The organism is Microbacterium sp. A94 (assembly GCF_051842855.1).
GTDB lineage: Bacteria > Actinomycetota > Actinomycetes > Actinomycetales > Microbacteriaceae > Microbacterium.
In genome coordinates this window covers 168,970-182,459 of sequence record NZ_JBPXMU010000003.1, presented here as the reverse complement: position 1 = coordinate 182,459, position 13,490 = coordinate 168,970, and the positions used below count along the sequence as shown (strand labels likewise).

The window sequence follows — 13,490 nt, the reverse complement described above, 5'->3', positions numbered from 1 at the left end:
CGCTTATCGAGCGGTGAAGACGATCCGCCCACCCTGCCGCGCGGCCGTGCACCCGGGCAGATCGATCGGGCCCTGACCTGACCAGTCGGTCACCAGTCGAGCGACTTCGACGGTCTGCGTGCGGGTCAGGCTCGCCCCGAACTCGCTGTCCGCGACGAGGCGGATGATGCGGTTGCGAAGGGCAGCCGGGTTCGCCGCGAGCGCCGCGACGCTGACAGAGATCCCGGCCTCGGCATGCTCGACGATGTCTTCGATCGTCTCGTGGATCATCTCGTCGAACGCTTCGGCGTCTTCGCGCAGCTGCTCGGCTGTTCGCGCGAGCGCTTCGGCGATGCCGGGGCCGAGTTCTGTTTCCAGGACCGGAAGCACGCGTTCGCGCACGCGGACTCGTGCGAACCGGTCTTGGAGATTGTGCGGATCATCCCAGGGTGTGAGATCGGATGCTGCGCAGAACGCGCGGGTCACTTCACGCCGCACTGCCAGCATCGGTCGGAGCCATGCGACGCCCTCGTCGTCGGTGCGTGCTGGCGCCATTCCCATGAGGCTGGCGGCTCCGGAGCCGCGGGCGAGCCCGAGCAGCACCGTTTCGGCCTGGTCGTCGAGCGTGTGTCCCAGCAGCACTGCGCGGGCGCGCAGCTCGATCGCGATTCGACGCAGCGCCGCGTAGCGTGCGTCGCGGGCCGCGGCCTCTGGCCCGCCGGTCCCCGTTCCGCTGCATGCGACGTGCACGCGCTCGCTGAGTGCACGGATGCCGAGGCCTTCTGCCTTCGCGACGGCCGAAGCCGCAACCTCCGCCGATCGTTCTTGCAGACCGTGGTCGATCGTGACGCTCACCACCTGGATGCTCCGCGCGCGCGCTTCGAAGGCGGTCGCAGCAGCGAGCGCCAGAGAATCTGCACCACCCGAGAGCGCGACGACGACGGTCGAGTCGTCGGGCAGGTCGAGAAGGGCGGTGCGCACGGCGCGGCGAAGCTCAGCGATAGCGGGTGACAGAGAGGGCACACGACAACGGTACGACACCGAAGAGCCCCTACCGCGGCATCCGTCTCGGTCATATTCTGGGCCCGTGACGCAATCGTCGGAGTCGGCCGAGGAAGCGGTCACAATGGCGCCGGAGAGGCTGAAGGCGTTCGTGGATGCGGTCGTTGCCATAGCGATGACGCTGTTGATCCTGCCGCTACTCGAATCGATCTCCGATGAGGCCGGAACCGGCGCTACTACGTGGGAATTCTTGGTCTCGCATCGGGGCCAGCTGATCAGCTTCATCCTCAGCTTTCTGCTGATCGCGATGTTCTGGATGGAGCATCACCGACAGTACGATCAGGTGTTTCGTGTCACGATGCCGCTCGTCTGGATCAACGTCGCGTGGATGCTGACGATCGTGTGGCTGCCCGTGCCGACGGCGATGCTCGGTCAGATGGAGACCGACCCGCTGCAGGCGCTGGTCTACATCGGCACGCTGATCCTCACGCAGGCCGCCACCCTCGCCGGCAAGCTGTATTTGATCCGGCATCCGTCCCTTTCCGGCTTCACGGCGCAACGGCTATGGCACGGGGCGATCGGCGACATCGCAGCTATCGCCCTGTTCTGCATCGCGTTGCCGATCGCGGCCTGGGTGCATGAGGTCGGCTACTTCGCTCTGCTGCTGTTGGTCTTCTCAACACCCCTGGAGAAGTTGCTTGAGCGACTGCGCGGGTAGGCTAGTCCGCGGCATCCCAACCGTCTTTCTTGAGGAGTACACGCATGGGCGCACACGACGCCGTCATTGAGATCCCGCGCGGCAGCCGCGTGAAGTACGAAGTCGACCACGAAACCGGACGAGTCCACCTCGACCGCGTGCTCTACACGACGTTCGGCTATCCGGCCGATTACGGCTACTTCGACAACACGCTCGGCGAGGATGGCGACCCGCTGGACGTGCTGCTTCTCCTGGACCACGCGCTCTTCCCCGGTGTCGTCGTCGAGGTCCGCCCCGTCGCCGTTCTGAAGATGAGCGACGAGGCCGGCGGCGATGACAAGCTCGTCGCCGTGCTGTCGAAAGACCCGCGTTGGGCGCACATCCAGGACATCGACGACATCGCCGAGTACACGAAGAAGGAGATCACGCACTTCTTCGAGCACTACAAGGACCTCGAGCCCAACAAGTGGGTCAAGGTCGATGCGTGGGGTGACGCTGCCGAGGCGCAGCGCATCCTCGACGAAGCCATCGTGCGCTTCGGCGAGAACGGTCACTGAACCGTTCCCCTATGTAGAAGCCCTCGGATCCGCTGTATTGCGGCCGAGGGCTTCTTCGTGTGCGGGAGGCGTCAGACGGAGATTCCGTGCGCCGCCATGAAGTTGATCGGGTTCGTGTAGCCACCGTTGATATACACCTCGTAGTGCAGGTGGCAGCCGAAGGAGTTGCCGGTGTTGCCCGCGTAGGCGATGATCTGGCCGGCGTTGACCCACTGGCCCCAGCTGACGGCGAAGGAGTTGATGTGCGCATAGCCGGTGCCCACACCGCCGCCGTGCTGAATGCGGACGTAGTTGCCGTAGCCGCCGTTCCAGCCGGCGTAGTCGACGGTTCCTGACTGCGCCGCGAAGATCGGTGTGCCGCAGCCGTTGGCGAGGTCGACGCCGTAGTGGAATCCGCTCGAGCAGTAGCTGCTGCCGCACTGCACAGTGCGCGGGCCGTAGCCCGATGAGCGCCAGCCTCCGTGCGGGCGAACCCAGCCGCCGCTGCCGACTGCAGCGGGACTCTCTCCGCCGCCGCCACCGCCACCGCCACCGCCACCGGCGGCTGCTTCTTCTTCACGACGTCGCCGTTCTTCTTCAGCGCGGCGTCGCGCTTCCTCTTCGGCTGCGCGGCGTGCGGCTTCTTCAGCCTTGCGCTTCTCTTCGGCAATGCGCTTGGCTTCAGCAACGCCCGCCTGGTAGTCGGCGACGGTCTTCGCAGTTTCGCCCTTGAGGGCTTGCAGCTGTGCTTCGAGCGTGATTCGGTGTTCGGCCTGCTCTGCGAGAGCGGCTTGGGCGGCCGCTGCGGCGTCCTGCGCTGCGCGCATCTTCTCTTCCGCGACCTTCTGCAGACGGTCGCGCTCATCGCGTGCCACCACGGCCTGATCGCTGAGCGATTGCGCGGAGTTTCGAGCCGCGACGGCGTCGTCGTAAACGGACTGGTTGTACTGCAGGAGCTTGTCCATCGTGCCCAGGCGGGACAGCAGCTGATCCGCGTTCGCCGCAGAACCGGCGAAGAAGAGTTCCAGTGCGGTGTCGTCGCCACCGTTGCGGTAAAGCTGTGCGGCGACCTGGCCGGCTTTGCGGGCCGACTCATCGGCGATCTTCGCCTGAGCGTCAGCCTGCGACTGAAGCGCCTCGGCTTCGGCGATCGCTGCGAAATATTCCTGCTGAGCCTCGAAGAACTCATTGCCGGCTGCCTCTGCGGCCGCCTGTGTCTCAGCGACGCGCTGGGTGAGGGATTGGATCAAGCCCTCGATGCGGGTGATCTCGCCGGCTTTGGCTGCTTCATTGTTTCGCGCACGTTCGACGTCTTCCCACGTGGGGTAGCTGGCGGCATAAGCAGCGTTGACACCGGAGCCGATACCGAACGCGCTGAGCGCGACGGCGCTGAGTGCGCCAAGACCGAGGGCGTTGCGCCGGGTGAGGACGTTCTTCTGCCAGAAGGTGCGGCGCTCATCGATGCTGGGCGCGCAACCACAGGAGTCCCCTGCGTCGAGCGCAGCATCCATCAAGGACTGCTCGTCGTTCACACGGCCCCTTCCACCCAATTCACTTATGCCACAGTAACAACATCTTTAACATCCGCAACAGCACGCGGGGCGCCAGGAGGCCATGGATATGAGCCATCCTCTCCCCGAAACGCCCGGGCGTTCGGCGGACGCGCCCTCGATTAGCTTTTTGCCCAAAAGATCGCTTATGCTTGAGCGTCGGCAAGGAAGTCCCCCGGGACAGCCTCGGCCCCATCGTTTAGCGGCCTAGGACGCCGCCCTTTCACGGCGGTAGCACGGGTTCGAATCCCGTTGGGGTCACTCCGATATAATTTAATATGCATGGCCCTGTAGCGCAGTTGGTTAGCGTGCCGCCCTGTCACGGCGGAGGTCGCGGGTTCAAGTCCCGTCAGGGTCGCTCTAAGCGACGGGCCCTTATTTCGGTAAGGGCCTTTCGTCTAGGATGCGGCAGATTTATGATGTGCCGCATGGCTCTGTAGCTCAGTTGGTAGAGCGCACGACTGAAAATCGTGAGGTCACGGGATCGACGCCCGTCGGAGCCACAGGGGTCATCATTACAGTGATCCTAGAAACCCTCGCCTAGCTTCTACATGGCGGGGGTTTTGCTTTGCCCTGATGCGCCCTCTCCGGGAGCTTGTGCCGGTTTTGTGCCGGTCGTCACGCGTTCCAACCACGCGACGACGCATACTCATGGATGCTGTCGACCATCCGCCCGACGAACGGGTCGTCGCCGAGCTGCGCTCGCGCAGCATCCGCCGCCGCAGCGTAGGCGATCACGATGCCGTCCGTGATCTCATGGGCGCGCACCTCAGCCCAATCGCGGTCGAGGCCGACCCGCGCCGCCACCCTGACCAGCGAATCGAGGCTGATCCGTCCGGCGCTGTACTCCCCCTCGATCGACATGGCGAGCTTCGGGTTACCGCCGTCGGCGGCGAGGTACGGTGCGTAGCTGCCGAGGTCATAGAGCGGGGCAAGCTTGGCACGATCACGCTGCAGCAAAAGCGAGTAGTTCTTCGCGTGCGCGTCGGTGCCGAGAGACGCCACCGAGAATACAAGGGCCTCGTAGAACTGCCTTGCGTTGCCTCGCCGGTCTTCGGCGTCAGGCAGGGAGTTGATGAGGCGGGCAATCGCGGCGATGCCTGGTCCGCCCTCGGGCTGATACTTCATGTCCGGCGACACGCTCAGCGCCTGACAGAGGTCTTCCTGATGGAGCCGATGCCAACGCCCGTCTTCGAGCCGGCGGTCGTAGCGCGTGGAAACGAACACCGCGTGTCCACGCTCGGTGGTCACCAAGAAATCGTCAGCGACGTGAAGCCGCAACTCACGCGCCGCGGCCATCGTCATGAACTCGTTGATGTGATGGTCCGGATAGGGCGCGACCGCTGGCTTCAGTATGTGCGTGGTCGGTGTCGAATCCTGCGGCACCGCCCATCGCCCCTTCTCGGTACGAAACAGAGCGACTTTGGGCTGCGCACCGGGAAGACTCCAGCGCGCGTCATCCGTACGCCTCCCCCAGGTATCACCGTTGCGGACAAGATCCGCCACGAGCTCCGCGAAGTCGGTGTCGGTGAGTTCTCTCACATCACCGTGACGTTCGGCTGCGTCAGCGCTCGCCTCACCAGGCGGAAGCAGTTGCACCGCACCGGCCGCATCACGACCAATGTGCGAAAGCAGAGCGAAAGGACTACTGGGGCTGACACGATACTCGCGTCCAAGCTCCGCGAGCCTGCCCGGACTGTCGGGAAGCAACCCCTGCAGAAAAGCGCGCACGTGCTTGTTCTTGTGCCCGGAGCGCACAAGCGGCATGGAGAGTGAGAGCGGGGTCGCATCGCGCCGAGACCGGTAGTCAGCGTCGTAGGTGAATGACAAGGCGCCGCCAGCCGACTGCTCGACGACGCCGATCGCTTCGCCATCGAGATACGCGAACAGTTCACTCGACATCGTCGACCTCACTGACGTCGACGACGAGGCCGAGCTCTCGGAGAACGCGCATGAGCCGGAAGAGCGTGACGGTTGTGGACCCGTTCTCCAGCCGCACGACCCACTCGCGAGTGACGCCGGCGCGGCGCGCGAGCTCAGCTTGAGACATACTCAGACCTTCGCGGCGCTCCGCAACGAGTGCCCCGAAGTCGGATGCAGCGCGTACTTCCATCTCCACCTCCCGTGACTTATAACGCACAACCCTACATGTGACTTATAACGCACACAAGAGAAAGTGACTTATAACGCACACTCCTTTGCCGCCGAGCGACGAGGCGAACAGGTGTCGCTTGGTAAGCTACTACGCGTGAAAACTCAGGTGTCTGTTGTCATATTGGCTGTCTCCTCTGTGATGTTGTTGGGCTGCGCGGCTTCAATTTCTCCCGAACCCGTTCAGGACACTGGCCAGACCGTCTCGCCGGGCAACGATGTTTCAGACTCAGTACCGCCGGTGCCCAAAACACTGTCGATCGACCACATTTCATCATGTGATGACCTGGAATCAACGATGGCGCCGTACATCGATGGACTCACTCAGATGGAAGGAAACAGCGTCAACGAGTGGGGCGTGAGCTGTACCTGGACGATGCCGGAAGAGAATACTGACTGGGCAAATGCCCGCGAGGTCTCACTCGGCGTCACACCGGTTTACGACGCGTCGACCAGGCCCGACATTCCAGGACTGCAACAGGTCTTTCCCGAAACCGCCGAGATCACGGACAAGTGGATCGCAGAACTCGGCGGTGTCGCGTACGTCGTCGAGATGGGTACCGGAACGGTAGCCGCACTCCAGTCGGTGGTGTGGACGCCAGATTTTGAGGTAGCAGTCGGAGGCGGTCGCTGGGAAGGGATGCCCGCACTTGACGGCAACGCTGCACTCGAGGTTGCGCGCGCGGTGCTGCGCTAAGACGCGGGGGTCCTCCAGCGCGGCGGCGCAAGCCTGATGCGCGATTCGGCCGGCATCATCCACGCAGTACTACCCGGCAGCGAACTCTCGATTATCGACGGCTGCGGCCATGGCATCCTTCTACAACGCCCGGAGTATTTCAACGACCGCGTAATTCGCTGGCTCCCCGCGGCCTGAATCAGCCGGCGAGATCAGCGGTACGGCGGGCGAGATCCGCAACAACATCGCTCAGCTGACCGGTCTTCTCGAGCATCGCGCGCTGGCGCATCGCGCCGTTACCTCGCGTGAAGATCTGCTCGATCTGCTCGTCGACAAGTGACTCGTCGCCGTTCGCGCGCAGTGCTGCGCGAATGTGGTCGACGAGATCAGTGACGATCTCACGCGCAGCCCGCGGCTTGAGCGTTTCCGGATCGATCAGGTCACCTTCGATGCCGAATCGTCCCGCCTGCCAGCTCATGAGCCGGAGCATCGAGACAGAGAGGGGCAGCGGCTCCTCCCCCGCTCGCCACGCCGCAGCAGCCGTATCCACGAGACCCCGGCACAGGGCTGCAATGAGCACCGTGTCTGCCGCATCCGGGCAAACATCGGCGACACGGATCTCGACCGTCGGATAGTGGTGCGACAACCTGGCGTCGAAATAGACCATGCCCTCATCGAGAATGGCACCGGATGCGATCATCGAGCGGACGAGTTCGCGATAGTTCTCCGCAGACCCGAATGTCTCAGTGGGACCGGCCGTGGGCCAGCGCACCATCGCCTGCGAGCGGAAACTCGCGTACTTCGTGTCCTCCCCCTGCCAGAACGGCGAGTTCGCGCTCAGCGCGAGCAGCACAGGCAACCAGCCTCGAATGCGGTCGAGCACACCCACGCCTTCATCGTCCGATTCGACCGAGACGTGCACGTGACATGCTCCCGTGAGCTGCTCGGTTGTGGTCAGCCCGAAGTGCTCCACCATCTGCAGGTAACGGGGCTTGCCGACGATCGCAGCTTCGACCCGAAGTGGCGATGTTCCTGAGGCGATCACGCGAGCACCCGCACGGCGTGCCGCGGTGATCGCATGATCACGCCACGCCCGAACATCATCACCAAGCGCGACCATGTCGGTGTGTGGAATCGTGTCCGTCTCGACCTGCTGCTGCTGCAACTCATGCTCGAGCGAACCGCCTGGTGGTTCCTCGAAGCCGTCCGATGCGCCGCCGCTGGGAGGCTCGACAGGGTTCGCGACTTCTTCGGCATACCTCAGCGTGCGCGCAGCAACCGATCGTGGCCGGCCCGTCTCCGCGTCTACGAGCAGCAGTTCTTCTTCAACTCCGACTGTGCGCATGCGCCCAGTGTGTCAGGTCGACTCGATAACGGCAGAAGCGGTTGCGCGGAGAGCGGAACCGATGAGCCGGGGTTGCCTGCACGCGTCGAAGAGGGGAAACTCAGCCTTGCAACGAGAGGAGAACAGCCCCATGTGCCGACTGCTTGGCTACGTCACCACCCGTCCGACGTCGATCGTCGATGTTCTCGGACACGACGATTTCGAGACGTTCACCGCGCTCACCGAGGTGCACGGCGATGGGTGGGGCATGGCATGGCATCGCGCGCTCGGTGGCGACACCGAAGCGGTATCGTCCGCGCTCAACGCTTCCCTCGACCCGCATTACACGGCACTGTCAGAACAGGAACTCGGATGCTGCGGGCTCGTGCACCTGCGCTGGGCGACCGGCGGGCTGCCCGTGTCGCCCGAGAACACGCACCCCTTCACCGATGACGGCTACGCATTCGCGCACAACGGACATATCTCTCCGATCTCTCACCTCGAATCACAGCTCAGCACGGCGTCACAAGACAAACTCATCGGCGACACCGACAGCGAGCGCTACTTCCGTCTCGTCATGCAATGCATCGATGAAGCTGCAGGCGATGAAGCAGAGGGTGTCACTCGTGCGCTTGAGATCCTGGTTCGCGAGTTCCCCAACTCGAGCCTCAACGCCCTTCTCCTGACCCCGAGCAAGCTGTTCGCGATTCATATCAACAGCCGTGTCGATTCGCCCGTCGAATCCCTACGCGAGCTCTTCGAGTCCGACGAGGCGATGCCCGCCAGCCACGCGACCGAGTACTACGCCATGAACTACCGCATCACGGTCGACGCCGTTCACGTGATCTCCAGCGGCCTCGATGCAGAAGGATGGACACCGGTCCCCGAAGACAGCGCAGTGATGATCGACCTCGCGACTCGCGAGGTGACGAGGCTGCATCCCGTGCCACTCTCGTAGTCGGAGCACGGACGAGCGACTCCCCGCGCCACAGCTAAGCTGATCGCAATCCAACCCCCGGGAGTCGATGCAAAGGTGAACGCTGACAACGAGAGTCGCCGCATCGAGCTGACCTTACACAAGCCCTGGTTCGCTCTGTACGCCGGCGTCAGACCAACACTGATCATCGAAGGCCGCGGACAGCCGACGCAGTGGGGCCTGGGCACGTGGCAGGTGCCGTCCGACCGAACGGTGACAGTGGGCGTGTTTCTCTTCAACCGGCTCTGGCGCTTCGGACAGGCGGACTTTACCCTCGAACCGCACGACCGGCCGGCGCTGGAATACCGGGCGCCGACGCTGCCGTTCCTCCGTGGTCGAATCCGTCTTCATCCGAACCAGAACGCAGACTCTGTCCCGCAAGGGTGACGTTCAGCCGTCGCGCGGAGAGAATGGGTACATGCCTCGCGAACACCCCTGGCGGCTGCTGAGCACCGTGCGCCGTGTGATCCGGTCCGATCCGTCCGAGGTCGCGCTCACCGAGGCGTATCCGGTGCTCAACGAGACTGTTGTCGTCAAGATCCTCGACCTCGCGCTGCGGATCGGTGAGTCGATGTTCACGGTCGGTGCCTCCGCGCACGACGTGACCTTCGCCATCGTCCGCGTCGCCCAGGTGTACGGCCTGACCGGTGTGCACGTTGACGTCACCTATAACTCGGTCAACGTCTCGTACCACCGCGGTGAGGAGGACTGGCCCACGACCCTGTTGCGCGTGGTCAAAGCCGCGTCACCCGACCACGCAAAACTGCAGCGCCTGCAAGCGCTCCTGGTCGACATCAGCGAGGGGATGGAGCTCGGCGAAGCACGCCTGGCATTCCGTGTCATCCGCCGCACGCCATTCCTGTACCGCCCGATTGTCGTGATCGTTTCGCGCGCACTGCTCACCGTCGGCGTCGCGTTCCTGTTCAGCGCCTCACCGCTGATGATGCTGCTGACCTTCATCGCAGCACTCGGGGCCGCGTTCACCCAGGCGGGGCTGGCACGCATTCAGGTGCCGTCGTTCTTCAGCCAGACTGCCGGCGCATTCGTCATCACCGTCGTCGCGACCATCGTGTCAGCGTTGGGCGCTGCGAACATCACGCCGTTCGCTGACGTGCAACCGTCGATCATGGTCGCATCGGGCATCGTCCTGATGCTCTCCGGACTCACCGTCGTCGGTGCCGCTCAGGATGCTATCGACGGGTTCGCGGTAACGGCGGTCGGCCGGATCCTCGACCTCACGATGCAGACCCTGGGGGTCGTGCTCGGCATCTTGATCGGACTGGAACTCGCCCGCCTCGTCGGTTTCAGCATGGCCTTGCCCACCGACACACTGCCGTTCGGATCGCTCCCCGCTCAGATCGCGGGCGCCATCATCATCGCGGTCTCCGTGGCCCTGTTCAACGGCGCCGGGATGCGCATCATCGTCGTCAGCGCCCTGCTGAGCGTGATCGCGATCATCGGCTACAACCTCGCGATACTGCTCGACATCCACGCGGCCGGTGCGAGCGGCGTGGGGGCTCTCCTTGCCAGCTTCATCGGCGTGCTTCTCGCCCGCAACCAGCATGTTCCTTCGGTCGCGGTCACTACCGCGGCGATCGTCCCCCTCGTGCCCGGCTCCGCCGTGTTCCGCGGGCTGCTCGGCATCGTCGACTCCGACGGAACGGTCGAGGGGATGCTGGCCGGCATCAGCCCGCTCGTGTTGGCTGCCACGATCGGCGTGGGCCTCGCGGCCGGGGCTTCGCTCGGACTTTACCTCGGCACGCCACTGCGCGCGACGCTCGCCAGCGTTGCGAAATCCCGCGCGCGCGTCCGCCGCTGAGCCTGACCCGCGCAGTCTCGGTCAGCCGCGACTGCGCGCGACGTAGACCGTATTGGATGACACGCCACCCGTGACCGGATTGTCGAAGTCCACGACATGCGCGACGGCATCGTCGAACACCGCGTTCAACTCGATCATGAAGACATCGTCAGGCGGATCATCCGACCACAGCGCGAAGATCCCGCGCGTTGCGAGGTGCCGGTCCAGAGCCCGCAACCCCGCCGCCGTATAAAGATCGGCGTGGGTGGGATCCAGCTGGTGTCGCGGTGAGTGATCCACGTCGAGCAGGATGGCCGAGTATCCGGCACGGTCCCCCGCAGGCTCAGCCCGAACGATGGCGAAGAAATCGTCCTCGACAAGCGTCGTTCGAGCATCTTCGACGAGTTCGGTCGACGCCGGCAGCAGCTTGCGCTCATGCCAGCCGATCACCGCACCGAGCCTGTCGATCACCGTGAGCGCGCGCACGCGCTCGTCACGCAAAGCGGCGACGGCTGTGTACCCAAGCCCGAGGCCTCCCACCAGGACGGACAGATCATCGCCTTCGACAGCGGCGAGTCCGAGATTTGCCAGCTCTTCCTCCGCCACTGTGAACAGACTCGACATGAGGTACTCGTCACCGAGTTTGACCTCGTAGATCTCCTGACCCACCGACGGCTCCGTGCGCCGTCGCAACATTAGGTCGCCGATCGGGGTGGGCTGCCAGTCAAGCTCTTCGAACCGAGTGATCACTGCGGCATCCCTCCGTTTCTGCTCACCCTACCTCCGCTACGACCCAGACACTGCAAGTATGGGTCTCGTGAACAGCGATCAGGGAACGCGGAAGAACGCCACAGACGGGTCATCGACAGCACGCCCGCCCACACGCGCGGTGAAAGTCGCACGAAATATCGCGCGCAGCCTGAAGGACCTGTCGCCGAAGGGCGTGCACCCGGCGCTGATCCCCGGCGTGGGGGTCGAGCAGACCGGACGGGTGTATCGCACCGACTGGTTGGTGTTCGGTGTCGCAGCGGCCTTTGTCGTCGCATTCATCGGCTGGGGCATCCTCGGCGGCGAGAGCCTCTCCACCACTGCGCAGTCCACACTGAATTGGGTCATTGAGTACACCGGAGTCCTGTTCACCTCCGTGGCCACAGCGATCCTGCTGTTCATGATCTTCCTCGGCGTCAGCAAGTACGGCCGCATTCCCCTCGGGCGCGACGATGAAGCCCCGGAGTTCTCGATGTTCTCCTGGATCTCGATGCTCTTCGCCGCGGGCATGGGTATCGGCCTGGTGTTCTGGGGCGCCGCAGAGCCGCTGACATTCTTCGACAACCCGCCACCGGGAACCGTCGAAGGCGGAACGCTCGAGGCCATGCAGACCGCACAGGCCCAGGTTCTGTATCACTGGGGCCCGCAGGCATGGGCTTTCTACGCACTGGTGGGCGTCGCAATCGCATACGGATCCTTCCGACGAGGGCGCACGCCGCTCATCTCGTCGGTGTTCGCGCCCTTGCTGGGCGAGCACAAGACGACGGGCCCGATTGGCAAGACGATCGACATCTTCTCGATCCTCGTGACGCTCTTCGGAACGGCGGCGTCTCTCGGTCTCGGCGCTCTGCAGATCGGTCACGGAGTCGAGCTCGTCGCCGGCATCGGCGAGATCGGCAACGGCGTCCTCATCGCCGTGATCGCCGTCCTCACCGCCTGCTTCATCGCCTCCGCAGCATCCGGCGTGTCCAAGGGCATCCAGGCACTGTCGAATATCAACTCGGTAGCGGCCATCGTGCTGTCGTTGTTCGTCTTCTTCGTCGGCCCATCGCTGCTGATCCTGAACATGATCCCGGCAATCGCTTTCGAGTTCATCAATGACCTTCCCCAGATGATGGGTCGCTCGGGCGCGCAAGGCGAAGCGACGGAGCAGTTCCTGGCATCCTGGACAATTTTCTACTGGGCGTGGTGGATCTCGTGGTCGCCGTTCGTCGGCATGTTCATCGCCAAGATCTCCCGTGGCCGCACGATCCGGCAGTTCGTGCTGGTCGTGATCGCCGTTCCATCGCTGATCTCTCTGGTGTGGTTCGCGATCTTCGGAACAACCGCGATCGATCTGCAGATGAACGGAGCAGAGCTGGCGACGACGCCGCCGGAGAATGTGCTCTTCGGCGTGCTCGAGAACCTGCCACTCACCGGCATCACGAACATCATGCTGATGCTCCTCATCGCGATCTTCTTCATCACCGGCGCCGACTCGGCGTCACTCGTCATGGGCACGATGTCACAGCAGGGCGACCCGACGCCCAAGCGTTGGGTCACGATCACGTGGGGCACGCTCGTCGGCGTGATCGCTGCGGTTCTGCTCGTCACCGGGGTCGAGGGAAGCGGTCTGCGCGCACTGCAGAACGTGACGATCATCGCGGCGCTGCCATTCGCCATCATCCTGGTATTCATGATGATCGCGCTGATGAAGGATCTCGGCCGCGATCCGCTGATCCTGCGCGACAAGTATGCGCGGCAAGCGCTGCGACACAGCGTGCGCACCGGGCTGGCCGAGTTCGGTGACGACTTCGCGCTCGTCCCGAGTGAATACGATCACTCCCAGGACGATCACCCCTGGATCGACGTGCCCGTAGACGAGGCGTTCACCGAAGTTTTCGAGACCTCGTCGCTTCCGATCATCGTCGTCGACGCAGATACTGCGGACGAACAGGATGCCGCCGATGAACAGTCCGCGAAGCTCGACGATCCAGGCAAGACTCATGAGTGACGCGCCCATCGAAGGCTGGACTCGCCTCTGAATGCTGTCG

Annotated in this window: 13 protein-coding genes and 3 tRNA genes; 10 read left to right on the top strand and 6 right to left on the bottom strand. The window is 63.9% G+C overall.

What is annotated here, in order from left to right; translation table 11 throughout:
- Nucleotides 1-3: 3 nt before the first annotated feature.
- Nucleotides 4-1,002, bottom strand: a complete 999-nt coding sequence (tilS, locus tag ACSU1L_RS10385) for a tRNA lysidine(34) synthetase TilS (protein WP_439255723.1) — start codon at nt 1,000-1,002, stop codon at nt 4-6.
- 64 nt (nt 1,003-1,066) lie between these two features.
- Here tilS and ACSU1L_RS10380 point away from each other — a divergent pair, with 64 nt between their 5' ends.
- Nucleotides 1,067-1,699 (top strand): TMEM175 family protein, encoded by a 633-nt coding sequence (locus tag ACSU1L_RS10380; RefSeq protein ID WP_439255722.1) that lies wholly within the window; start codon nt 1,067-1,069, stop codon nt 1,697-1,699.
- 44 nt (nt 1,700-1,743) lie between these two features.
- A complete protein-coding gene (locus ACSU1L_RS10375) occupies nt 1,744-2,235 on the top strand; it encodes an inorganic diphosphatase (RefSeq protein ID WP_439255721.1) in 492 nt (163 codons plus the stop codon).
- A gap of 71 nt (nt 2,236-2,306) precedes the next feature.
- Here the strand turns inward: ACSU1L_RS10375 and ACSU1L_RS10370 are convergent, their stop codons facing one another.
- Nucleotides 2,307-3,746: a M23 family metallopeptidase gene (locus ACSU1L_RS10370; protein WP_439255720.1), complete on the bottom strand. Its 1,440-nt coding sequence runs from the start codon at nt 3,744-3,746 to the stop codon at nt 2,307-2,309.
- A 206-nt stretch (nt 3,747-3,952) separates the two neighbouring features.
- On the opposite strand from ACSU1L_RS10370, the gene ACSU1L_RS10365 reads away from it, so the two are divergent.
- The 3 genes from ACSU1L_RS10365 to ACSU1L_RS10355 all read left to right on the top strand — a co-directional run bounded on the left by ACSU1L_RS10365 (nt 3,953) and on the right by ACSU1L_RS10355 (nt 4,267).
- Nucleotides 3,953-4,025 (top strand) — tRNA-Glu (locus ACSU1L_RS10365).
- A gap of 23 nt (nt 4,026-4,048) precedes the next feature.
- Nucleotides 4,049-4,122 (top strand) — tRNA-Asp (locus ACSU1L_RS10360).
- A 72-nt stretch (nt 4,123-4,194) separates the two neighbouring features.
- Nucleotides 4,195-4,267: transfer RNA gene (locus ACSU1L_RS10355), tRNA-Phe, on the top strand.
- A 115-nt stretch (nt 4,268-4,382) separates the two neighbouring features.
- On the opposite strand, the gene ACSU1L_RS10350 is transcribed toward ACSU1L_RS10355, so the two are convergent.
- Nucleotides 4,383-5,666, bottom strand: a complete 1,284-nt coding sequence (locus ACSU1L_RS10350) for a HipA domain-containing protein (RefSeq protein ID WP_439255719.1) — start codon at nt 5,664-5,666, stop codon at nt 4,383-4,385.
- Nucleotides 5,656-5,877, bottom strand: coding sequence for a helix-turn-helix domain-containing protein (locus ACSU1L_RS10345; RefSeq protein WP_439255718.1), 222 nt, complete (start codon nt 5,875-5,877; stop codon nt 5,656-5,658). The genes ACSU1L_RS10350 and ACSU1L_RS10345 overlap by 11 nt, the downstream gene beginning before the upstream one ends.
- A 63-nt stretch (nt 5,878-5,940) precedes the next feature.
- Between ACSU1L_RS10345 and ACSU1L_RS10340 the strand changes: the two genes are divergently transcribed.
- Nucleotides 5,941-6,612: a hypothetical protein gene (locus ACSU1L_RS10340; RefSeq protein ID WP_439255717.1), complete on the top strand. Its 672-nt coding sequence runs from the start codon at nt 5,941-5,943 to the stop codon at nt 6,610-6,612.
- Nucleotides 6,613-6,790: 178 nt separating this feature from the next.
- Here the strand turns inward: ACSU1L_RS10340 and ACSU1L_RS10335 are convergent, their stop codons facing one another.
- On the bottom strand, nt 6,791-7,936 hold the full coding sequence (locus tag ACSU1L_RS10335; protein ID WP_439255716.1) for a carboxylate-amine ligase: 1,146 nt from the start codon (nt 7,934-7,936) through the stop codon (nt 6,791-6,793).
- A gap of 130 nt (nt 7,937-8,066) precedes the next feature.
- Here ACSU1L_RS10335 and ACSU1L_RS10330 point away from each other — a divergent pair, with 130 nt between their 5' ends.
- The 3 genes from ACSU1L_RS10330 to ACSU1L_RS10320 all read left to right on the top strand — a co-directional run bounded on the left by ACSU1L_RS10330 (nt 8,067) and on the right by ACSU1L_RS10320 (nt 10,710).
- Nucleotides 8,067-8,873: a class II glutamine amidotransferase gene (locus ACSU1L_RS10330; protein WP_439255715.1), complete on the top strand. Its 807-nt coding sequence runs from the start codon at nt 8,067-8,069 to the stop codon at nt 8,871-8,873.
- Nucleotides 8,874-8,948: 75 nt separating this feature from the next.
- Complete coding sequence (locus tag ACSU1L_RS10325; RefSeq protein ID WP_438252988.1) at nt 8,949-9,278, top strand: hypothetical protein; 330 nt, start codon at nt 8,949-8,951, stop codon at nt 9,276-9,278.
- Nucleotides 9,279-9,309: 31 nt separating this feature from the next.
- On the top strand, nt 9,310-10,710 hold the full coding sequence (locus tag ACSU1L_RS10320; RefSeq protein WP_439255714.1) for a threonine/serine ThrE exporter family protein: 1,401 nt from the start codon (nt 9,310-9,312) through the stop codon (nt 10,708-10,710).
- Nucleotides 10,711-10,731: 21 nt separating this feature from the next.
- Here ACSU1L_RS10320 and ACSU1L_RS10315 read toward each other — a convergent pair whose 3' ends face one another.
- Nucleotides 10,732-11,439: a spermidine synthase gene (locus ACSU1L_RS10315; RefSeq protein WP_439255713.1), complete on the bottom strand. Its 708-nt coding sequence runs from the start codon at nt 11,437-11,439 to the stop codon at nt 10,732-10,734.
- A 58-nt stretch (nt 11,440-11,497) separates the two neighbouring features.
- On the opposite strand from ACSU1L_RS10315, the gene ACSU1L_RS10310 reads away from it, so the two are divergent.
- Nucleotides 11,498-13,450, top strand: coding sequence for a BCCT family transporter (locus ACSU1L_RS10310; protein WP_439255712.1), 1,953 nt, complete (start codon nt 11,498-11,500; stop codon nt 13,448-13,450).
- The last annotated feature ends 40 nt before the right edge of the window (nt 13,451-13,490 follow it).